The sequence below is a fragment of the Streptomyces sp. NBC_00376 genome (assembly GCF_036077095.1).
GTDB lineage: Bacteria > Actinomycetota > Actinomycetes > Streptomycetales > Streptomycetaceae > Streptomyces.
Map to the genome: position 1 here is coordinate 625,549 of NZ_CP107961.1, position 21,458 is coordinate 647,006.

At 69.8% G+C, this 21,458-nt stretch carries 16 protein-coding genes and 1 pseudogene; 6 read left to right on the top strand and 11 right to left on the bottom strand.

Annotated elements, in window-relative coordinates; genetic code table 11:
• Positions 1-242: 242 nt before the first annotated feature.
• From OG842_RS42725 to OG842_RS42740, 4 genes are all read left to right on the top strand, one after another.
• A complete protein-coding gene (locus tag OG842_RS42725) occupies positions 243-1,715 on the top strand; it encodes a prenyltransferase/squalene oxidase repeat-containing protein (RefSeq protein ID WP_266737467.1) in 1,473 nt (490 codons plus the stop codon).
• Entirely contained in the window at positions 1,712-2,374 is a 663-nt protein-coding gene (locus tag OG842_RS42730; RefSeq protein WP_266737465.1) for an HAD family hydrolase, read from the top strand. Before OG842_RS42725 ends, OG842_RS42730 begins: the two co-directional genes overlap by 4 nt.
• Positions 2,375-2,698: 324 nt before the next feature.
• The gene (locus OG842_RS42735) at positions 2,699-3,001 is read left to right on the top strand and encodes a hypothetical protein (protein WP_266737463.1); all 303 of its coding nucleotides are present in this window, start codon (positions 2,699-2,701) and stop codon (positions 2,999-3,001) included.
• 583 nt (positions 3,002-3,584) lie between these two features.
• Entirely contained in the window at positions 3,585-3,905 is a 321-nt protein-coding gene (locus tag OG842_RS42740; protein ID WP_266737462.1) for a GmrSD restriction endonuclease domain-containing protein, read from the top strand.
• Positions 3,906-4,399: 494 nt separating this feature from the next.
• On the opposite strand, the gene OG842_RS42745 is transcribed toward OG842_RS42740, so the two are convergent.
• From OG842_RS42745 to OG842_RS42780, 8 genes are all read right to left on the bottom strand, one after another.
• Positions 4,400-5,431, bottom strand: coding sequence for a hypothetical protein (locus OG842_RS42745; protein WP_266737461.1), 1,032 nt, complete (start codon positions 5,429-5,431; stop codon positions 4,400-4,402).
• Positions 5,432-5,466: 35 nt separating this feature from the next.
• Complete coding sequence (locus OG842_RS42750) at positions 5,467-5,958, bottom strand: hypothetical protein (RefSeq protein ID WP_266737460.1); 492 nt, start codon at positions 5,956-5,958, stop codon at positions 5,467-5,469.
• Between the two features lie 409 nt (positions 5,959-6,367).
• Positions 6,368-7,578 (bottom strand): IS3 family transposase gene (locus OG842_RS42755; RefSeq protein WP_266726803.1). Its coding sequence is split into 2 segments (ribosomal slippage): positions 6,368-7,287 and positions 7,287-7,578, totalling 1,212 coding nucleotides; the frame shifts between segments, so codons are not numbered across the junction.
• 147 nt (positions 7,579-7,725) lie between these two features.
• The gene (locus OG842_RS42760) at positions 7,726-11,049 is read right to left on the bottom strand and encodes a serine hydrolase (protein ID WP_266737458.1); all 3,324 of its coding nucleotides are present in this window, start codon (positions 11,047-11,049) and stop codon (positions 7,726-7,728) included.
• The gene (locus OG842_RS42765; RefSeq protein ID WP_328512736.1) at positions 11,046-12,023 is read right to left on the bottom strand and encodes an ABC transporter ATP-binding protein; all 978 of its coding nucleotides are present in this window, start codon (positions 12,021-12,023) and stop codon (positions 11,046-11,048) included. The genes OG842_RS42760 and OG842_RS42765 overlap by 4 nt, the downstream gene beginning before the upstream one ends.
• Positions 12,020-13,933: a dipeptide/oligopeptide/nickel ABC transporter permease/ATP-binding protein gene (locus OG842_RS42770; RefSeq protein WP_266737455.1), complete on the bottom strand. Its 1,914-nt coding sequence runs from the start codon at positions 13,931-13,933 to the stop codon at positions 12,020-12,022. Before OG842_RS42770 ends, OG842_RS42765 begins: the two co-directional genes overlap by 4 nt.
• Position 13,934: 1 nt before the next feature.
• On the bottom strand, positions 13,935-14,915 hold the full coding sequence (locus OG842_RS42775) for an ABC transporter permease (RefSeq protein WP_266737453.1): 981 nt from the start codon (positions 14,913-14,915) through the stop codon (positions 13,935-13,937).
• Positions 14,915-16,513 carry an ABC transporter substrate-binding protein gene (locus tag OG842_RS42780; RefSeq protein ID WP_266737452.1) on the bottom strand — a complete coding sequence of 533 codons (1,599 nt, stop codon included), beginning with the start codon at positions 16,511-16,513 and terminating at the stop codon, positions 14,915-14,917. The genes OG842_RS42775 and OG842_RS42780 overlap by 1 nt, the downstream gene beginning before the upstream one ends.
• A gap of 211 nt (positions 16,514-16,724) precedes the next feature.
• On the opposite strand from OG842_RS42780, the gene OG842_RS42785 reads away from it, so the two are divergent.
• Entirely contained in the window at positions 16,725-16,925 is a 201-nt protein-coding gene (locus OG842_RS42785; protein WP_266737451.1) for an IS110 family transposase, read from the top strand.
• A 24-nt stretch (positions 16,926-16,949) separates the two neighbouring features.
• A pseudogene (locus tag OG842_RS42790) lies at positions 16,950-17,241 on the top strand (IS110 family transposase); the annotation flags it as partial.
• 11 nt (positions 17,242-17,252) lie between these two features.
• On the opposite strand, the gene OG842_RS42795 reads toward OG842_RS42790, so the two are convergent.
• From OG842_RS42795 to OG842_RS42805, 3 genes are all read right to left on the bottom strand, one after another.
• The gene (locus tag OG842_RS42795; RefSeq protein WP_266737450.1) at positions 17,253-18,155 is read right to left on the bottom strand and encodes a serine hydrolase; all 903 of its coding nucleotides are present in this window, start codon (positions 18,153-18,155) and stop codon (positions 17,253-17,255) included.
• Complete coding sequence (locus OG842_RS42800; protein ID WP_266737449.1) at positions 18,152-19,543, bottom strand: serine hydrolase domain-containing protein; 1,392 nt, start codon at positions 19,541-19,543, stop codon at positions 18,152-18,154. The genes OG842_RS42795 and OG842_RS42800 overlap by 4 nt, the downstream gene beginning before the upstream one ends.
• Before the next feature lie 243 nt (positions 19,544-19,786).
• Positions 19,787-21,445, bottom strand: a complete 1,659-nt coding sequence (locus OG842_RS42805; protein WP_266737447.1) for a PucR family transcriptional regulator — start codon at positions 21,443-21,445, stop codon at positions 19,787-19,789.
• Positions 21,446-21,458: the final 13 nt, after the last annotated feature.

Consider the following 21,458-nt stretch of genomic DNA (forward strand, 5'->3'; position numbering starts at 1 on the left):
GGGGGCCGGTCGTTGATCGCGGCGACAACAACCGGTCTAGAGGCACCGTACGTCCCGGCGACCGGTCACGGGCGCGTCGCTGCTTCTGCCCACCGCCAGGCGCGATGAGGCAAGCGGGCTACGTTCACGGAGGGGCGCGGATGTCACGCAGCACCATCAGTTCACCCGGGGCCGCCGTTGCGGGTCATCCGTCCCGGCCCACGCCTGGCGGTGCCGCCGCGGCGGCAGCACGCTCTCTGCGGATGGCCTCGGAGTTCGCCGCCAGCACCCAGGGACTTGACGGCGCCTGGCGCGTGTTCACGGAGCCGCGCATTCTGGAGAACGCTGTCGTCGCCTGCTCCCTGACGGGGGTGGAGGGCGCGCAGGCGGCGCGGGCGCGTGCCGCGCGCTGGCTGGCCGGTGCACAGGTGCAGCGGCACGACCGGTTCGCGGAGGCCGCTGACGGCTGGCTCGTCGCGGTGGCCACCACCGGCGCCGGTGCCGCGTTCGTGGACCTGGACGTCTCGGACGGGCCGCGGGCCAGGCGGGCGCTCTACCTGCACGCCCTGGCCTGCGCGGCGGGCTGCGAGGGGGCCGATGCGCGCCGGCTGCTCGATCAGGTCGGGCAGGCGCTCGCGGCCGAGTACGGGCAGCGGCTCAAGCCCTGGCAGCGAACCATGCTGCTGGCTTTCCAAGCGATCGCCCGCAGCGTTCTCGGGCTGCCGGTGCCGGCCGCCGGCATCGAGGCACTGGGCCGTGCCCAGGGCCCGGACGGCTCGTTCTACGGGATGCCGCTGGTCACCGGGATGCTGCACCTGGCCCTGAACCGCGTGGCGCCCGGGCACCGGGCAACGTTGCGGGCCCGGGAGAACCTGCTGGCCGGCCAGCACCCGGACGGCACGTGGCGGTTCATGGTCAGTGAGACCTGGGACACCGGCCTGATGGTCCGCGCCCTACGCGGACACCACCACTTCGACCAAGCCGCGCTGCCCGACGCCCTGGCGTTCCTCGCGCAGGACCAGAACGGCGACGGCGGGTGGGGCTGCGCCGCGGCCCTGGACTCGGACAACGACACCACCGGCAACACCCTCCTCGTGCTGGCCGGCACCCCGTGGGCCGACCAGGTGCGTGCCGCGGCCTCCGGCTACGCGCGCCGCCACCAGACCCCCGAGGGGCTGTGGACGACCTGGCTCTCGCACGACGACACCCCCGCTCCCGATGTCGTCGCACACATGGTCGCCGGCATCGACTTCGCCGTTTTGTCCGGCATTGACACCGCCCCGGCGCGACGGTGGCTCGCCGACCACGGCAGGAGCGGGTACTGGCCCAGTGACTGGTACGTCCCTGCTGCCTACGGCGCGGCCGAGATCAGCACCACCGCCCACCCCCACGCCCCGCACCCCGCCACCGTCGACACCCTCCTCGCGCAGCAGCGGCCCGACGGCGGCTGGCCACGCATCGACGGCGAACCGTACTCCAGCCCCGCCGCCACCGGCCTCGCCCTCACCGCCCTCACCGCACACCGCCGCTACCTCCCGAAATCCGCCCCCGCCGTGGACAAGGCCGTGCGCTTCCTCATCAACACCCAGACCGACGACGGCACCTGGAGGGACCGGCCCCTCATGTACGGGCCGAGGCCCTTCCTCACCGCCACCCGCCCCCAGATCCGTGCCCTGGCCGCCCGTGGCCTGCGCGACACCCTCACCGCCGACCAGCACCGGGGGCCGCGCCCGTGACCTCCGTGTATCCCACTACCGGCCGCCACCTGTCGGCCCCGGCCCCGGCCGACCGCCTTCTGCTGACGACCCTTCGCCCGGCCGTGGTCGTCTTCGACTTCGACGGCACCCTGGCCGACACCAGCACCCTCAATACCGACGCCGCCCGCGCCACCCTCGCCGACCTGGGCCTCACCGTCCCCGAACCGTGGCTGCAGGACGCGCCGCTGGCCGACATCGCCCTGCTCCGCCAGCGCCTGTACACCGACCTGAACCTGCGGCTTCCCTGCACCGACGGGGAGTTCGTGACGATCGCCCGCAGGCACTGGCTCACCCACAGCCACCAGGTGCGGGAGATTCCGCGCGTCACGGCCGTGGCACGCCACCTCGCCACAACCGTGCCCGCGGCCGTGGCCTCGGCCAACGACGGCCGCGTGGTCGACGCCGGCCTGGCCGCCATCGGCCTGGCCGCCCTGTTCCAGACCGTCGTCGCCCGCGAACACGTCGAGCGCCTCAAGCCGGACCCCGAGTGCTACCTGCTGGCCGCCGCGGAACTCGCCACCGAACCCGCCCGGTGCCTGGCCTTCGAGAACACCGACGAAGGCGTCACCGCAGCCCTGGCCGCCGGCCTCACCATCATCGACGTCCGCGCCACCACCTGGAGCGCACAGACACCCTGACCAACGAGCCCGGCCAGACCACGGACGCCCCACCGGCACGACAAACCGCCTATTTTGGGCGACATTAACGACCCTGCAAATCGTCGATTTGCGGACAAATCTCGACTGATGGGCGGTTGCGGTGGGCGAGCGGACGGTATTGCCGGGGCGGTGCCATGGGCTACGCGGCATTCGCAGGAGCCAGACAGGGGCGGCGCCCGCCCCGTGGGAGTGACGGCCGAAAGCCGATCACTCGTTGTAATGAAAGCGGAATCATCTGCTCCAACTTGGGTCAGACTGGCGCCGGTTGCCGGACGGCAGCCGACAGACCTCAGGGAGCAGACCATGACCATGATGCAGACCGGCAAGATCGAACTCCGCTCCGACAACGCGGTCGAGACGACGGGAGGCAACACCTCCACCTTCACCCGCGTCACCTTCCCGACCCCGTTCCCGCCCGGGTCGGAGGTCATCGTGCTGCCGCTGACCCAGACCTTCAACGGCCCGGACACCCCCGGCATCCGCGTCCACGACGTCACCGAGTCAGGCTTCCTGATCCGGCTGAACGAGGTACGCGTGAACACGAGCGTCATGAGCGACGGCAAGCACACCACGGAGAAGATCGGCTGGCTCGCCACCACCGTCTGATCGCCGCCTGCCGCCGGGGCGCGCTGCGCCCCGGCGGAAAAGCACCGGATGCGCACCGCGGCAGCCGCACGGTGGGCAGGGCCCTCCCCGCCCACCAACTCCTCGCACGACGAGGGGCTTGCTGACACGGTTGGTCTTCGTCGCGGTCTGGTTGTTGATCAGCAGGTGGAGGTTCGCCGTACTCCAGAGCCTTCCCGTTCCATGGACGCCACCCGGGGCATCCAGCGCAGCCGCCGGGCCACCGCACATGCCCCGGAACGGTCCCGGTCCGGGGCGGGGCGCACGCTCGGATGAACCGGAAGGGCAGACCGTCACCCGGCCCGCCCCTGGCGCGTAGATCCGGCATGAAACTCCTGCGCACAGCACTTGCCGCCGTTACTTCGTTCGCCGCCGCACCCGCCCTCCTGCTCCTGCCATCCGGCCCTGCCGCGGCCTCGCCGGGCGACGTGATGACCGCCCCGCTGTCGGAGCTGATCGCCTCCCTTCCCGTCGAGGCCGAAGGGCCCCGCGCCGGGTACTCCCGCGAGCAGTTCAAGCACTGGATCGACGCCGACCGGGACGGCTGCAACACACCCGCAACGAGGTGCTGCTCAGGGACGCCACCACAGCGCCGCAGATCACCGGCCGCTGCACCATCACCGCCGGCACGGGCGAATGGCGGTCCTGGTACGACGAGACCACTCAGACCACCAAGGACGACGTCGACATCGACCACATGGTCCCCCTCGGCGAAGCCTGGGACTCCGGCGCCGCGGCCTGGACCCCGGCCGAACGCCAGGCCTATGCCAGCGACCTCGACGACGAACGCTCTCTCCTCGCGGTCAACGACAGCGCCAACCAGTCCAAAGCCGACCGTGACCCGGCCGAATGGATGCCCCCGGCCAACGCCGCCACCTGCCGCTAGGCGTTGCTGCTGGAGACACGGCTGTACCCCGGGCCAGAGCGCTGATCCGGGGTACAGGGGGCCGGGGTGAAGAACTGATCACCGGTGGTGAACCGAACCCGGCCGGTGGACACGGTACCGGTCAGGTGGCGACTCGCGGGCAGCCGTTCCCGCCTGCTGAGTCGCACGTGCCGCGCGGGCCGGCCGAAAGGCAGCTGCCCCTGATGCTTTGATGGCGGTCACAGCATCGTCAGGGGTGAGTTACCCGATGGCCGAGCGCTGCGTGCTGGGGCCCGTCCGCAGCATGACTGTGGTTTTCGGGAAGTACCCACAGCTGTTGAAATCCCTGGTCACAGCCGTGTTTGTGGTCATGGGTGCGGCGTTCGCCGGCTGGGTCGCGGAGCCCAGAAGGGCGGCGGCGAGCAATGTCGTTGAGCTGGTCCTTCGCATGATCGCCTCAACGTCGGCCGCTCGGCGCTGCGGTGTGACTTCGCGATGGCGTCGGGGCAGGGGCGTTACGCGTCAGCGGTTCTTCTACCGTGTCGGCGGCGGATGCGGGCGCTGGCGATCAGAAGAGCGGTGCTCAATAGGAGGATCCCCGCGACCAGCGTTTTGAGCGCGCCACCGCCGGATGCTTCGGCGTCCACGGCGGCTGCCGGGGAGATGCCCGAGGTGTGCGGGAATTTGATCTCCGCGTGGAACTTCTTGACGAGCAGTCCGCTTCTCAGTTCCAGGGTGGCGCGCCAAGGGCCGTCGGCTACTTGGTCGGTTACCGGAATCTTCACCGGCTCGGACTGATGGGGTGCCAAGCTCGTGCCCAGCTGTACCTGGTAGGGGCCCGCGCTCAGGCTTCCCGACACCGAGGAAAGCTTCAGGGTGCCGGACAGGTCCAGAGCGCGGCCCCCGGTGTTGATGATCTGGGCACGCACGATCGCGCGCCCGTCCGGGCCGCGTTCAGCCGTCATCGTGCGCGCGGTGAAGTTCGGGGCCGGGGGGTTGTGGCCCCCGACTGAGAGATACATCCGGATGCCGGTGCGGCTCACCAGGGCGACACCACCGCCTCGACCGCCCCTGACTTGCGCCCAGACCACGGCATAGCTCTCACCCGGCGCCGCGTCCCTGGGCACCGCGATCGTCACAGTGTCGCGGACGGTGTTGTGGGCGGGAACATCGAGCGTCCTGTGCCTCAGCCTTGTCCAGGACGAAAGCTCGTTCCGCTTCCTGCCGGCTGCCCCCACGAACGAGCCGTGGGTGATCCTGGCGGCGGCCGGATACACCTCGACGTGCAAGGTGGAATCGGTGGTGTTCAGCACCTCGATGCGGCGGTGCACGGTCGTGCCCGGCCTCAGGTTGTCGATGATGTAGTGCCGTGCTCGTGGATCGTCGGCCAGGTCGGCCGGGATGTCGACGAGGCGTACGCCGACGCTTCCTGGGCCGGAGTCCGACGAACGTGGCGGCGCCGCTGCGTTGGTCGCAGGTGAGGCAGCGCCGGTGGCCGCGATGAGTGCCGCGGCCACCAGAGCCAAAACAGGAACGAAACTGCGCAAGGTGGAGAACCCCCCAGTGATTTCGGTGTGCTGGATCAGGCCACGGAATGGGTGATCGTCGAGCTGTAGGTGCCGGCCAGGGCGTCCGCCGGGATCGTGACGGAGATGGTCGGGTTCCAGACGGCGGTGTTGATGCCGGACACGCCGGTAGCGGTCTGAACGGGGCCTGGCGGGTACAGGGGATTCAGGTTGCTGGCGTTGACGGTGGCGGTGCCGGTGACGGTGGCGGATGGGGTGTTGTAGCTGCTGGAGCCGGGGGCGGAGACCGAGATGTTCTGGGGTCCTGTGAAGTCGACGCCGTTCGCGGTGACGACCCAGCCGGTCGTGCCACCCCGGTTGTCTGTCACGGTGACGTTTCCAAGTTGCGCGCTGACCGTCTGGGGGGTGCTGCTGGCAGCGACGGTGCCCAGGCTCACAGGCCCCGTCGGCACGGTGATGTCGATGGTGCCGGTGGTGACCGAGAGCGTCACCGGAGTGGTTCCGCTCTGATCGGCCGATGCCGGTAGGGGGTAGGCCAGAGCCGCCACCAGGCCGGTTACGAGTGAAGCAGCCGCGATACTTCTGCGCATCTTGATCCTCAGTTGTCACAGGTGTAGGTGGAATTCATTCTTTCCTGGTATCGGCAGAAGACCGCGTTCCTGACCGTTTTCTCTGCTCTTTTCGCCGGATCAGCCCATTCGCTCTTTAGAATGATTTTTGCGACACTCCGGGGCTTTGCCCAGCGGGTCGTTTCGTTGTCGCGGGGGACGGTGGTGGCCCGACTGCCACGCCGCCCCTTTCCACGGGCCGTGCGCTGAGGCGACGTCCCGTTGGGTGGCTGCGCCGCAGCGGATCCCGGGATATGCCCAGTGCGCCGCCACCGCACAGCCTGCCCATGCTGCGACGTGATGTCGGGGGCAGCTCGACGAGGGCCTTGACCCCGGATTGTGAACACGTCTATGCGGCTTGGGCCAGGGTAGTTGCTGCGGGTTGGAGGCCGTTCTCGTAGGCGATCGGGGATCTTTGGCCGAGGCGGGAGTGCCTGCGTCGGGTGTTGTATCGGGTCAGCCGGCGGAAGGCGTCGAGCCTGGCCTCGCGCTCGCTCGGCCAGGCCTTTCGGCCTTTGAGTGTTTCTCTCTTGAAGGCTGCGTTGAAGCTTTCCGCGGCGGCGTTGTCCGCGCTGGACCCGATCGCGCCCATACTCTGCTGGACCCCTGCTGACCTGCAGATCTCGGCGAAGGCCCTACTCGTATATTGCGAGCCGTGGTCGGTGTGCATGATCGCTCCTGCCAGGCTCCCGCGGGTCCGCTCGGCGGCCGCCAGGGCGTCGGTGACGAGCTCGGTCCGCATGTGGTCGGCGATCGCCCACCCGGCCAGCCGGCGTGAGGCGAGGTCGATGACGGTTGCGAGGTAGAGCGGCTTCGCGCCGCTGACCGGCAGGTATGTGATGTCCCCGACGTACTTCGTGTTCACCACAGCCGCGGTGAAGTCACGCCCGATCAGATCTGGCGCCTTCGCCGCGGCCTGGTCCGCGACGGTGGTGCGGTGCCGGCGGCGCAACCGGACTCCCTCGAGCCCGATGGTCCGCATGATCCTCGCGACGCGTTTGTGGTTGATAGCCGGGCCGTCCCCGTCACGGAGCTCGGCGGTGATCCTCGGAACTCCGTAGGTCCCGTTGGAGTCCTGGTGGACCTTGCGTATTCGGGCCGCGAGCCCGGCCTCGACGGCCTGCCGGGCCGCTCTTGCGGCTGCGGTGCGGCGCCAGTAGTAGAAGCTCGAGCGGGCCAGGCCGAGGATGTCGCAGAGCCGCTTCACGCCGTGACGGCGCTGGTGATCCTCAACGAACTGGTAGCGGTTCACCAGCGCGTCTCCGTCGCGAAATACCGGGCCGCCTTACGGAGGATGTCGCGTTCTTCCTCGAGTTCGCGGATCCTCTTGCGTGCTGCGGTCAGCTCCGCCTGAACGTCGTTGCCTTCGGTTCGGGCAGCGGTCGGCGGTGCGGAGTGAGCGCCGGGCCGGCGCCCGTCCGCGGCTCGGATCCAGTTCCTCAGCGTCTCGGTGTTCACCCCGAGATCAGCGGCGACCGACTTGATTGTCGCTCCCGGCCTCGACCGGTACAACGTGACCGCGTCCGCCTTGAAATCGGCGGGATAGTGCTTCATCCCCACAGGGACTCCGTTCTCCTGGACCATCAAGATCCAAGTCTCTCCGGTGTCCAAAATCCGGGGTCAAGGTCCGTTTTCGCGTTGATCGAGAAGGTGTCCTGAACCCGAATGGAGGAGCGACCGCATCCGCAGCCGCCCCTCCATTCGGGTTCAGGACACCTTCGGAGTGGCTCGCACCCCGTAGTGCACGTACGGCTCTCCCGTCGGCAGTGTGTAGAACATCACCGGAGTCCAGAACTTCCCGCCCGGTTCGCGGTACAGGAACAGCGTGTCCGAGATCGGCACCAGGTCGAACTCCTGTGTCTTCTTCGGCATGAGTTCCGCCAGCGCGCCGGTGGTGGTGTGCACCAGGCGCAACCCGTTCGGGCCCTCCGACACCTCAGCATGGACGCCGGCCCGTTCGTAAACGCCGAGGTGCCGGCTCGCGTCCACCGTGACCGGGGTCGCCGGCGGTTCGAGCGGGCGCGGCATGGCCACGTCGGCGAGTTCGGCGAAGATTTCCTGGTACAGCTCCACATACAGGTCGCGTGCGTGCCCGCCATTCGTCAGCAGCGTGACCGCGAGGCCCTGGTCCGGCAGCAGCCGCAGGAACGCGGACTGGCCGATCGTGTTGCCGTCGTGGCCGATCACGCGGCGGCCGTTCCAGTCGTCGCGGATCCAACCGAGGCCCCACGAATCGCCGAGGGCGTGCGGGTTCGGCACCTCAGCCTGCTTCTCCGCCATCGCCGCGGCCGATTCTTGTGACAGGATCCGCGAGCCGTCCGCGGTCAGACCGCCGGTGAGGTGCAGTCGGGCGAACGCGAGCACGTCCGCGCTCCGGGCAGTGATCAGGCCGGCCGGACCGGCCGAGCGCGGCAACTGCCAGGTCGACACCGGCTCCGGATCGGCGTCGTCCAGGGCGATGTGGCCGACCGCGGCGCGGAACAGCAACGTCTCTTCCGGCAGCGTGACGGTGTGCGTGAGCCCGAGCGGAGCGAACAGCTTGTCCCGCATGGCGGCGTCCCAGGTCTTCCCGGTGAGTTTCTCGATCACCCGCCCCATGAGGACGAAACCCGAGTTGCAGTACGAGAACGTGACACCGAGCGGGTGATTCTGCGCGGCGTCTTCCAGCAGGTCCACATACTTCTCGACACAGTCGTCGCCTCGGCCGGTGTCGGTGAAGATGTCGCCGTCGATGCCGCTGGTGTGGGTCAGCAGGTGCCGCATGGTGACCCGCTTGGCCACCTCGGGACTGGCCAGCCGCAGTTCGGGCAGCACGTCGGTGATCGGCGCGTCGAGGTCGAGCAGATCCTCGTCGACCAGCTGCATCACCACCGTGGACGTCCATACCTTGGAAATCGAGCCGATCTGGAACAGCGAGTCCTCGGTGACTTCGACTCCGGTGGTCGTGCTCAGCACGCCGTGGGTCGCGAGCACCTCCTCGCCGGTCTCGACGCGCAGAATCCCCAGCGACGCGCCGGGAACACGGTGCTTGCGCGCCAGCTCCGCCAGCCGACGGCTCCAGTGCGCGGCCTCGATCGGCACCCGCGAAACCCCGTCGACCGCACCCGCGTACTGCTCGACCCACTCGACGACGCGCCGGTTGTAGTCGACGCGGTGCGACGGCGGACCGTCCAAAATGAACAGATGCGCGCCGCCGGGGTACAGCACCAGCCGCGACGGCACATCGCGTTCGCGCAGCGCAGTGAACCACTGCTCCGCCTGCCCGACCGGGCACCGGATGTCCTCGGCGCCCTGCAGAATCAGCGTCGGCGTGCGGACCTGATCGACCTGCGAGTGCGGGGACGACCTCTCGTAGTTCCTCGTCGAGACGCCGGAGAACTCGTTGACCGCCAGGAAATGTCCGCCGTCGGAGGTCCCGACCAAGCTGGTCAGATCGCTGACCACACCACCGGCGACGGCGGCGGCGAAGCGGTCGTCCCGGCTCGTCAGGTAGCAGGTCATGAAGCCGCCGTAGCTGTACCCGGTGACGGCGAGCCGGTCCGGGTCGGCGAGGCCCTCGGCGACGAGCTGGTCGATCGGCTCCAGGAAATCCGCAGCGTCCGCGTGGCCCCACGCGCCGACCGTGGCGGCGTAGAACGCTTCGCCGTAGCCGTCGCTGGCACGCGGGTTGAGCAGCAGCACCGCCCAGCCGCGCTCGGCAAGCGCCTGGTGGTAGAGGTGAATCGAGTCCGCGGCACCGTTCCAGGCGTTGTGCGGACCGCCGTGGATGTCGATCAGCAGCGGCTGCGCGCCAGTGCGCTCGGGGTCGCGGATGAGCCAGCCTTGAACGACTGTGCCGTCGCTGATGGTGAACTCCCGCGCCTCACCGGAGAACAGTTCCGCTTCGGACACTGCCGCACCGTGCTGTGTGCGCACGTCGAGCGAACCCGTGGCGCGGTCGAGCACCGCGATCTCGCCAAACGAATCGGCCGTGGCCAGCACGATGGCCGCCTGGTCGCCGACCAGGCTCATTCCGGACACCACGTTGTCGGCGCCGGTCAGCACCGCGCGCGGCTCCCCACCGGCCAAGTCCGCTTCGTACAGATGGCTGCACCCGCGGTCGCGGATCGCGAACAACACGACGTCGCCCGCCGCGGTGAGCTGCGGCAGCACGCCCGGATAACCGGGGCCGCCGGGCATCACGTTGCGGTCGAGGGAAGCGGCCAGGTTGACCGGTTCGCCGCAGTCCAGCGGGACGCGCATCAGGCCGAGGTGCCCGGTGGCCGTGTCGGTGCGGCCGACCACCAGCAGCGCCGTGCCGTCGGCCGTCCAGCCGACGGTGCCCGCCATGCCCTCGGCGGAACCGACCAGCTTCGGCTCGGAGTTCCGCTCGGTGACGTCGAGGATGTAAGAGGCGGACCGGAAGGTGAGGTCGGCGTCGTCGTCCTGTGCCGCGGTGAACGCCACGTGCGTGCCGTCGGGCGACCACGCGGGTTCGCCCGCGTGCCAGTCGCCGAAGGTGAGCTGCCGGACTTCGCCAGTGGCGACGTCGAGGACGTGCAGGTGGCTGCGAAGAGTCTTCAGCAGGCCGGGACCGTCGGACTTGTAGTTCAGCCGCTCGGCCACGATCGGCGCGTTCGCCGCGGGGGCCTCGACGGTCGCGGCGAGATCGGTCGCCGCGCAGAAGGCGATCTTGCTGCCGTCCGGGCTCCACACCGGTGCGCCCGCGCCGAGCGGGAGCGTGGTGATCTGCTCGGCTTCGCCGCCGGCCGCCGGGAGGAACCACACCTGTGGCGGACCGTCCTGGGCGCGCAGGAACGCGAGCCGGGCGCCGTCCGGAGCCCACTTCGGTGCTGCGTCAGCGTTTCCACGGGTGAGCTGCCGGGCCTCGCCCGACTCCGTGGCCACCGTCCAGAGCGCGTCGACGTTGCGGTCCTCCTCCCGGTCCGCGGTCCTGAGCACGTAGACGATCCGGCTGCCGTCCGGCGAAAGCGCGGGCTGGCTGGGCACGGCGAGGCTGTACAGGTCTTCGATGCCGAGACGGCGGGTCATACGCTGGCTCCTCTGGAGATCGCGGGCTCGTGGCCCTCGGATTCACTGAAGTGGCAGGCCGCGGCGTGTCGTCGGGGTGCGGCGTCCTTGGCCGGATCGGCGCGAAGACAGATGTCGCGGTCGGTGCGCACGAGCGGGCCGACCGGGCAGCGCGGATGGTACCGGCATCCGGCGGGCGGGTAGTGCGGGTCCGGCGGATCGGCGTCCACGGTCGCGCTCGGCTCGAGGTCGAACAGCGACTTGTGCGCCGACGGGGCGGCGTCGAGCAGGTCGCGGGTGTAGGGATGCTGCGGATCGGTGAGCACCTGCTCCGCCGGGCCGGCTTCGACGATCCGGCCGAGGTACATCACCGCGACGATGTCGCTGAGATGGCGCACGACGGCGAGGTTGTGCGAGATGAACAGCATCGACAGGCCGAGCTGCCGCTGCACCGACCGCACCAGATTGAGCACCGCGCCCTGCACCGAAACGTCGAGCGCGGAGGTGATCTCGTCGGCGATCAGCGCCTGCGGCCGCCCGGCGAGCGCGCGGGCGAGCGCCACGCGCTGCCGCTGCCCGCCGGACATCTCCCCGGGCAGCTGTCCGGCGCGGTCCGGATCAAGATTCACCAGTTCCAGCAGCCGCGCCACTTCCGCCCGCCGAGCCGCCTTGCTGTCCCGCGGCATCGCTTCGGTGATCGACTCGCCGATGGTCATTCTCGGGTTGAGCGACGAATACGGATCCTGGAACACCATCTGCAGCGGGCGGCGGCGCGGCAGCTTCCGCACATCCACTCCACCGAGCAGCACCCGGCCCGCGCTCACCGGCGACAACCCGACCGCTGCCCGAGCGAGCGTCGATTTGCCCGAACCGGACTCGCCGACCAGGCCGACGACCTTGCCCGTGGGAACGGTGAGGGAAACCCCGTCCACCGCGGTCAGTCCGCGCCGTCCGCCGTACCGCACGCTGACGGAGTCGAAAACCAGCTCGCTCATTCCGCGCCTCCCGACACGACGACGGCACTCACTGCTTTTGGCATCGCCCCATCCGGATGCCAGCACGCCACCCGATGCTCCGGCACGATCACGGTCAGTTCCGGGTCCTCCGTGCGGCACTGGTCCGTCGCCACCGGGCAGCGGTTCGCGAACGCGCAGCCGGCCGGCATCCGGTGTGGTTCCGGAGGGCGGCCCGGGATCACCGCGAGCGGCGCGTCCGGGTCGGTGTCCAGGTCGAGCGTCGTGGCCAGCAGCGCCCGCGTGTACGGGTGCTGCGGCCGGATCTGCGGACCGGCGGCAGGCAGGTCCTCCACGATCCGCCCTGCGTACATCACAAGGATCCGTTCGCACGTCTGGGAAACGACCGCGATGTCGTGGCTGATCAGGATGATCGCGGTGTCCCGTTCGGCGCGCGTCTGCGCCAGCAGCCGGAGCAGCTGCCGCTGCACGGTCACGTCCAGCGCCGTCGTCGGCTCGTCCGCGATGATCAGCCTCGGGTCGCCCATCAGGCCCATGCCGATCATCGCGCGCTGGCGCATGCCGCCGGAGAACTCGTGCGGGTACTGTCGCGCCCGCCGCTGCGCCGCCGGGATGCGCACGGCGCGCAGCCGGTCGACCGCCCGCGCGAGCGCCTGGGTCCGCGAAAGCCCTTGGTGCTGTTCGGAAACCTCCGCGAGCTGCTTGCCGATCCGGCGGGCCGGGTTGAACGACGTCATCGGGTCCTGGAACACCATCGCCAGCGACGTGCCGAGCAGCGGCCGCAGTTCGCGTTCCGGCGTGGTGAGCACCGGCGTACCGGCGAATTCCAGCCGGTCGGCGGTCACCGAGCCAGGCGCTTCGATCAGCCTCGACACCGCGAGTCCGGTCAAGCTCTTGCCCGAACCCGATTCGCCGACGACGCCGATCGCCTCGCCCGCCCGCACGGTGAAGCTCACGCCGCGCACCGGCACCGTCCAGCCGGACGGCTGCGGGAAGGCGACTTCCAGGTTCTCGACCACCAGAACGGTGTCGTCCTTCGCCACTGCCGGCTCCACTGTGGACTTTCGGACCGGCCGAGGGGCCGGCCGCGGCAGCCGGGTCCGGACGCCGATCACCCCGGCGACCGTCTCACCGAACAGGTTGAACGCGAGCCCCGCGACGACCACCGCGACGCCGGGTGCGAGCGCCGCCGCCGGGTTGACGTAAATGCCGTTGAGGCCCTCGTTGAGCAGCCGTCCCCAGTCGTAGTCGGGGGCCTGCACGCCGATGCCGAGGAAGGACAGCCCGGAAAAGGCCAGCAGGGCACCGCCCGCGCCGATGGTGGCGTTGATCGCCAGCGGCTCGCCGATGTTCGGCAGGACGTGCCGGAACAGCAACCGGATCCGGCCCACTCCCGCGACCCGCGCCGCCAGCACGAAGTCCCGGCCGGCAACCGACGCGGACAAGGTCTGCGTCAGCCGCGCGAACTGCGGAGCCAGTGCGAATCCGATCGCCATGACCGCGCCTCGCGTGCCCACGCCGAAGATCACCGCGAAGAACAGCACCAGCAGCAGCCCGGGGAACGCGACCGCGATGTTCACCGCCGACGCCAGCAGCCTGCCGAGCGGGCGCGGCAGCACCGTCGGCAGCATGCCCAGCACGAGTCCCGTCGCTACGCCGATCACCATGGCGACCAGCGCCAGCAGCACCGAAAGCCGGGTCGCCACCAGCACCCGGTAGAAAATGTCGCGACCCAGTTCGTCGGTGCCGACCCAATGTTGCGCAGACGGACCCTGGCCGATCGCGTTCGTGTCGACCGCCGAAGCCGCGTCCTTCCACAGGACCGGGCCCAGCACCGCGACCGCGAACACCAGCAGGAGCAGGGCGGCCGCGAACCCGCCCAAAGGAGTGCGCAGGGCCGCGAGCCACTGCGCTCCGCGCCGTTTTGCCATCTCAGTTCTCCCGGATCGTCGAACGCGGATCGAGGACGGCCAGCAGCAGGTCCACCACGAGGTTCACCAGCAGCACGCCGATGCCGTACACGAGCACGATCCCCTGCACCAGCGGGTAGTCCTTCTGCAGGATGGACTGCGAGATCGTCGAGCCGAGGCCCGGCCAGGCGAAGACGTTCTCCACCAGCACGGTGCCCGCGACCATGGTGGTGAGCATGAGCCCGCCGAGCGTCAGCGTCGCGGTGAGCGCGCTCGGCAGCGCGTGCCGCAGGTAGACCAGCCGGGCAGGCAGCCGCTTCGCTCGCGCGGTGCGGATGAAATCGTTGCCCAGTACGGAAAGCGTCTCCACCCGGACAATCCGGGAGAGCGTCGACGTCGGGCCGAGCGCCAGCGCGACGATCGGGAGAACCAGCGAGCCCGCGCCGTTGTGCCCGGCCACGGGGAACCAGCCGAGCTGCACCGCGAAAAACGCCACCAGCACCACCGCGACCAGGAACTCCGGGATCGCGGCGAGCAGCACGGCCGTCGAGGTGAAGGCCAGCTCGCTGCCGCGGCGGCGGCCGCCGCGGGTCAGCACGGCGAAGGTCAAGCCGAGCGGGATCGCGAGCGCGACGACCACCACGAAGGCGGGCAACGCCAGCTGCAAGGTCGCGGGCAGCCGGGTGGCGATGGTGTCGCCGACCGGTTGCCCGCTCAGCATCGACGTGCCGAAGTCGCCGTGGAACAGCCCGCCGACGTAGTCCAGGTACTGCTGCCACAGCGGACGGTCCAGCCCGAGCGCGGCGCGGCGGGCGTTCACCAGGTCGATCGGCGCGGTCAGGCCGAGCGCCGCGCGCACCGGGTCACCCGGGATGAGATGGATCATCAGGAACGCCATCGTCACCAGCGCCCACAGCGACACGACGAACCGCCCGAGGCGGCGGGCGCCGAAAGCCAGCCAGGGGTTGACCTTCGGTCCCGCGACGGCGATCGCGCCGGTCATCACGAGTACATCCGGATGGAGGACGGCTTCAGGAAGCTGTTCGCGATCTCGAACCGGACTTTGTTCCCGAAGGTCGGAATCGCCGAGTTCGCGAACTGCACGACGTCCTGCCTCTCGAACAGCGCCGATTCAGCGGACAGCCAGTCCCTGCAGCCCGCTGTCCCGGGCTGCGAAGCCGCCTTGGCGACCAGCGAGTCGTACGTGGCGTTCTTGATGTGCGCGAAGTTCGTGCCCTGCGGGGGCTCTGCGCCGGAAGCGAACGGGATCAGCTGGCTCGGCAGGGTCAGGCCGAGCGGCGCCATCGAGATGTCCCACTCGCCGGTGGCGAACAGTGCCTGGCTGAGGCCCGGACTGTCGACCCCCTTGAGCGTGACGTCGATGCCGGCGTTCTTCCAGCCCTGCTGCATCAGCTCGGCGCCAGGGGCCATGGTCGGGCCCAACTGCGTGCCGTAGACGGCGGTGAGGGCGAGGCGCTTCCCGTCCTTCACCCGGATGCCGTCCGGCCCCGGCTTCCAGCCTGCCGCGTCGAGCGCGGCCTTGGCCGCGGCGACGTCGAAGCCGGGGACCTTCCCGGTGACCGAATCGCCGTCGCACGGCGGGGGATTGCCGGTGACCATGCCCTTGACCGGGGCGCTGCTGCCCCGGGTCAGCACCTTCCCGACCTGGGCGAGGTCGAGCGCCTGGACCAGCGCGCGGCGCATCGCCCGGTCGGCGCCGAACCGGCCGGGCGCCTGATTGAAGAACAGCTCCCCGAACGGAACGGTGAGGTCGCTGTGGAACAGCCGCTGCGCCCGCAGCCGCTGCTGATCCTGCCCGATGACCGAGGCGGCGTTGACCTCGCCGGACAGCAGCAGGTTCGACGTCGTCGTCATGTTCGGGATGACCCGGATGACCACCTTGTCCGGCAGGCCCGGCTGCTTCGAGTCGAACTGGCCGGGACCCCACGTGTAGTCCTTGCGCCGGGTCAGCGTGTAGTGGTCGTTCGGGACGATCTCGGACACAGTGAACATGCCGGTGCCGTTCTCGCCCTTGGCCAGCGTCTTGCGGTCGGCCAGCCCCTTCGCGCAGACGATCGGCACGTTGACGAGATTGCGGAGCAGGAACGCGTCCGGCCCCCCGCTGGTGACCTTGACCGTGCCCGCGGCCTCGTCGGCGACCGCCTTCGTGCCCGCCTTCACCGTGACGCCCGCGATCGGCGACTTGTTCGCCGGGTCGCCGACGAAGTTGATGCTCCCGGCCACGTCCTTCGCGGTCAGCGGGCTGCCGTCGGCGCAGGTGATGCCCTTGCGCAGGGTGAAGGACGCGGTGGTCGTGGAGGCTTCCCACTTCTCCGCGATCGCCGCCTGCGGCTGCCCCTTCGTGTCGAGGTTGATCAGGCCGTCATAGAGGAACTGGTCGACGCCGCGGGCGATCGAAAGCACGGTGATCGCCGGGTCGAGCGTTCCCGGATCCGAGGAGATGGCATAGGTGAAGGTTTTGCCGTCGGTCAGTTTCTGATGCGCGGTCGGGTCCTGCCCGGATTGCGCTGATCCCCCGCACGCGCTCACGGTCAAGGCCACCACGTACGCCATCGCGGCGGTGAGCCGAGCAGTTTTCATGGGGTTTCCTTAAGAACGTTGGGCGGTCCGGGAGGACCGGGTGTGGCTGATGGGGTGTTTGCCGTTGATGGCTCCAGGGGAATGGCCGCCCGGTCCTCCGGGACGCTTTGACTGCTGATGGAGAACTGCGGGCATCGCCGGTCGAGGACCTGTCGGCACAGGGTTCCCCGGGCCGCGGAAGTGCTGGTCACGGAGGAACGGAGCAACACGGTTGACCCGGCGTCACACCCGGATACGGGTCGGCAGCGACGCCGGCAAGGGCCACCACTGGGCGGTGGCGGTGAACGCCGACGGCGAGACGCTGTTCTCGACGAAGGTGATCAACGACGAGGCCCAGGTCCTGACGCTGACCGACACCGCCGGGCAGAAGGCCGACGAGGTGCGGTGGGCGGTGGACAGACATCGTCGGTGACCTGTCCGGCTACCGCGACGCCGGCGCCTGGCCTCCCACGCGGGCCCGGCGCCGGTGCCCCGCGACTACAGCCGCCGAACCGGCAACTACCAGCGACCCAAGCGTGACAACCGGCGCCTGCGCCGGCTGTTCCACACGTCCACGCAGTCCGCAATGATGCGACCGGGCCCGTCGAGGGACTACTGCCTCAAGAAACACACCGAGTGTCCGATCCACGCCCAGGCGTTGCTCGCGCTCGCCCACCGCCGGGTCGACGTGCTGTGGGCGATGCTGCGTGACATTCACCTCCGCCCCGCCAGTCACGCAGACGGCTTGACACGATCACGCCTAGCGGGTCGCGCTCTGCGCGTGGAGGTGGTCGACAGCCAGCCGGGCGGCGGCGCCGATGGACGCGTCGACCGCGGGAAGGCGGTCTTCGAGGGAGTGGGCGCGGGTGAACACCGCGACCGCGAACTGGCGACCGTCCCCCAAGGTCACCACTCCCGCTTCGTTGCGGACGCCGGGCAGCGTCCCGGTCTTCGCCGCGATCCGCACTCCGGACGGGAATCCGGACGACAGCCGGTGCGGCCAGACCTGCTGGGCCATGATCTTGCGGACCCGTTCGCAGGCTTCGGGTTCACCTGCCCGATCGGTCCAGATCGCGTCGAGCAGCGCCGTCATCTCGCGCGGCGTCGACGACGTCGTACGTTCCGGGTCGCGCACCGAGAGCTTCAGCATCTGCTCCGGCGTGGCCTCGCCCAGCAGCGCTTCGAGGTCGGAGCCCGAGTTCCCGCCGAGGTCCGCCACGACGGATGCGAACAGGTCCTCGCAGCAACCGATCAGCCGGGTGCGGACCAGTCCGAGGTCGGCCAGCACCCGGTCCACCGCTTCCTGGCCCACGCGGTGGAACACCAGGTCGGTCGCGGCGTTGTCGCTCATCGTGAGCATGAAGTGCGCGAGGTCGCGCCAACTCATCTCGACGTCGTCGGCGCAGCCCGCAGTGCCGATACCGCCGATCCGGTACCGCGCGGTCACCAACGTCTGCTCGGTCTCGTCGAGCCGTCCCGCCGCGACTTCGCGGGCGTAGGCGACGGCCACCGGAATCTTGAACACCGACGCCAGCACCACCGGGTCGTCGCCACCCGCCGACACGTCGGGTCCGTCCGGCACGCCAACTTCGCGAGCGTGCAGGAACCCTTCCGCGCCGGCTTCGGCGAAGACGGCTTCGATCTGTTCGCGGATCTCGCTCACTGGGACCTCCGCCGGTCGGCGCGTCCGGTGTGGAGGAACTGGGCGCGGCCCGTGCCGTCGTCGCCGACGAACGCGTGTGCCATATAGACACCCGGGACCTGCGGGACGTTGGCGACGAACGAGTCGCCGAGGTAGGGCAGCAGTTCCTCCTTTGCCGGGGGCGCGCCGCCGAGCTCGGCGAAGATCCCCTTCGGGGTGCGCTCTATCCACAGCTTGCCGTCTTCCGCGGTAACGACGGTATCGGCGACCATCGACGAGTATTCGCCCACGTACCGGGACAGATCGGCCGGGGCGGCCGCGGGGTTCGGCTCCGGCAGTGCCGGGAGCTTGACGCCGGCGAGTTCGTCAAGCAGCTTGCCGAGGACCTGTCGGTAGACGTGCAGCGGCTGCCCGCCGTTGGTCAGCAACGCGACCGCGACGTTGCGCTCCGGCACCACGCGCAGGAAAGCCGACTGGCCGATGGTGCCGCCGTCGTGGCCGATCACCTCGTCGCCCTCCCAGCCGAAGAGCATCCAACCGAGACCCCAGTGGCCGGCCATGATGCCGAGCGCGGGCACCTCCACCTGCGGCTCGCGCATCGCGGCCAGCGACTCCGGCGACAGCAGCCGGGTGCCGTCGTCGGCCTTGCCGTCGTTCAGGTGCATTCGGACGAAGGTCAGCAGGTCCCGCGGGCGCATCGTGAGCGTCGAACCGGCCGGGGCGTTCGAGCGGGTGAGCGCCCAGATCGGCGCGGGCACCGGTTCCTCGCCCGACTTCGGGGCGACGTGGCCGATCGCGGCGCGGTAGCGGATCGCGTCGTAGGGACCAGTTGCGGCGTGGGTCAGGCCGAGCGGCACGAAGAGGTGGTCGCGCACGCAGTCGTCCCAGCACTTGCCGCGCAGCACCTCGATGATGCGGCCGAGTACGCAGTAGCCGGCGTTGTTGTAGGAGAACCGCTCGCCCGGCGGGAAGAGCTGCGGCGCATCGGACAGTGTCGCGATGAGCTTCTCCACCGCGTCGTCGCCAGGCCCGGTGTCGGTGAAGATGTCGCCCTCGAAGCCGGCGGTGTGGCAGGTCAGCTGCCGGACGGTGATCGCGGCCGCGACCTTGTCGTCGCCGAGCGCGAACTCCGGCAGGTAGTCGCGCACCGGCCGGTCGAGGTCGAGGCGGCCCTCGTCGACCAGCTGCATGATCAGGGTGGTCGTCCACACCTTGGTGATCGACCCGATCTGGAACAGCGAGTCCACAGTGGACTGTACCCCGGTGGCCTTGTTCAGGACGCCCGCCGCGTGGTCGATCACCTCGCCGTCGGCGAGCACCGCGATCGCGGCGCCGGGAACCTGATGCTCGGCCAGCAGGGCGGCGAAGTTCTCCTGGAGCCAAGTCTCGATTTCAGAAATTTTCGACATGTGCACCTTCTGCCCGGGTGAGGATGGCGTTTCCGGAATGCTAGGTCCGTGGCCTGCGTCACTTGTTCGTCCGGACCGAGGAGAGCGCGGGGAAAGTTCCTCCGCCCGGACGAATCAGGCCGTGCGCAGCGACTCCACTGCCATCGCCGCGGCGAAACCGATGAATGCGTCGCGCTCGGGGACCCGGGAACGCGTCCGGGGAGCAACCGGGACGGCGGTCAACCTCTTCAACCCGAACGGCGTTCAGGCCTCTTCAGCCGGAACGGCTTTCCCCTCCCGCGGCAGCAAATGCAGCTGCACCATCGCCGCGAACCGGTCTCCCGGGTCGTCGAGATCGATTCCGCCGACCTCGGCGAGCCGGCGCAACCGGTACCGGAATGTGCTCGGATGCACGTACGCGGCGGCCGACGCGGCGCCGATGTCACCGAAAGAATCGAGCCAGCACCGCAGCGTGTGCACGAGCTGCGATTGGTGTTTCGTGTCGTAGGCCAGCAGCCGCGCGATCGGCCCGGTCGCGCCATAGCCGCGTGCCGCGCAAAGGTCCGCCAATTCGAGCATCAACGCTTCGATGTGCGCGTCCTCGGCGGTGATCACTCGCTTTGTGCCGCCGTTGGTGAGCAACACGCGCAACGCGCGGTCGGCACCGTCGCGGGAGGCACGCAGGCCCGAGCCGTCGAGCGCGAGCGGTCCGACGCCGATTACGGCGGCGCCCCGGCGGCCGGTGCGTTCCAGGAAGGTCGACGCGACGCGCACCGAGCGTTCGCGGCAATCGCCGTGGTTCCCGGGCATCGGGACGATGCCGTACGCGACATCGCCGACAAGCGCTACCGCCGACCGGGGCTGGACGGCGCTGAGGTGCATGGCGAACGCGTCGGCGACTCGCTGGCGTTCCGCGACGAGCCGGAGGTCGTCGTCGGGGACCTCAAGGAGTCCCATGGCGAGCACGATGGTGGGCTGCCCCAGCAACCCGAGACGCGCGATGGCTTCCGGCGCGCCGGAGCCGCCTTCGAGCGCGGTGCTCACCAGATCGGCCCGCAACCGGCGCTCGACATCGGCACCCGCGCGCAGCCGAAGCATATGCAGTGCAACGATCTTCGAGCTGTCGACCATCGCCGCGGTACGTTCTTCGCTGAGCTCGTTGTCGACTGCGGCCCAGATCGAGCCGAGGACCTCGTCGCCGGCTCGGACCGCGACCGCGACCCGAGGCATGGCGATGTTCTCGTCGTAGCCGTCCGGGTAGACGTAAACCGGCCCGTGGTCCCGGTAAAGGCGTTCGAAAACGCCTTCCTTCTCCAGTTCGCGGGTGAACCGTTCGGGCACCTGACGGCCGAGAATCGTTTCGACGCGGGAAGGATCGGCCTCGTCCTGGCGGCCGGAGAACGCGAGCACGCGCGAGTTGCGGTCCTCGATGGTGACCGGCGCGTTCAGCAGCGCGGCGATCGCGTTGGCGAGCGCGAACAGATCGCCGGACGGCATTCCGCCGAGCGTCTGCGGGGAAACATCGCCGACGTCGCCCTCGGCGAGCAATGTGCGGAGCATCGCGGCGAGCTGCGTCCACGACGCACCGCTGGCCAGCCCGAGCAGCGCGACCCCGGTGGAGTTGGCCGCCCGCACCAGTTCCGTCGACGCGGAGACCGGCGACCGCACGACCAGCGCGGCGGCCCCTCGTTCGCCGATGGTGCGCAGAAGCTTCGCGATCTCGTCGGGTTCGCGCACGCCGACCCCGAGGACGACCGCCTTGGCGGGGAACTCGGCGTCGTCGTGCGGATCGTGGATCACCACGCCGCCGAGTTGCCGCCGGGTGTCCGGCCCGACGGCGACTGGCTCGAGGAGCACGTCCCCGAGGGCTTCGAGGACGCGACCCAGACTCGTGTTCGGCTTGCTCGGCACGGGTGTCAGCACTCCCCGAAGGTAG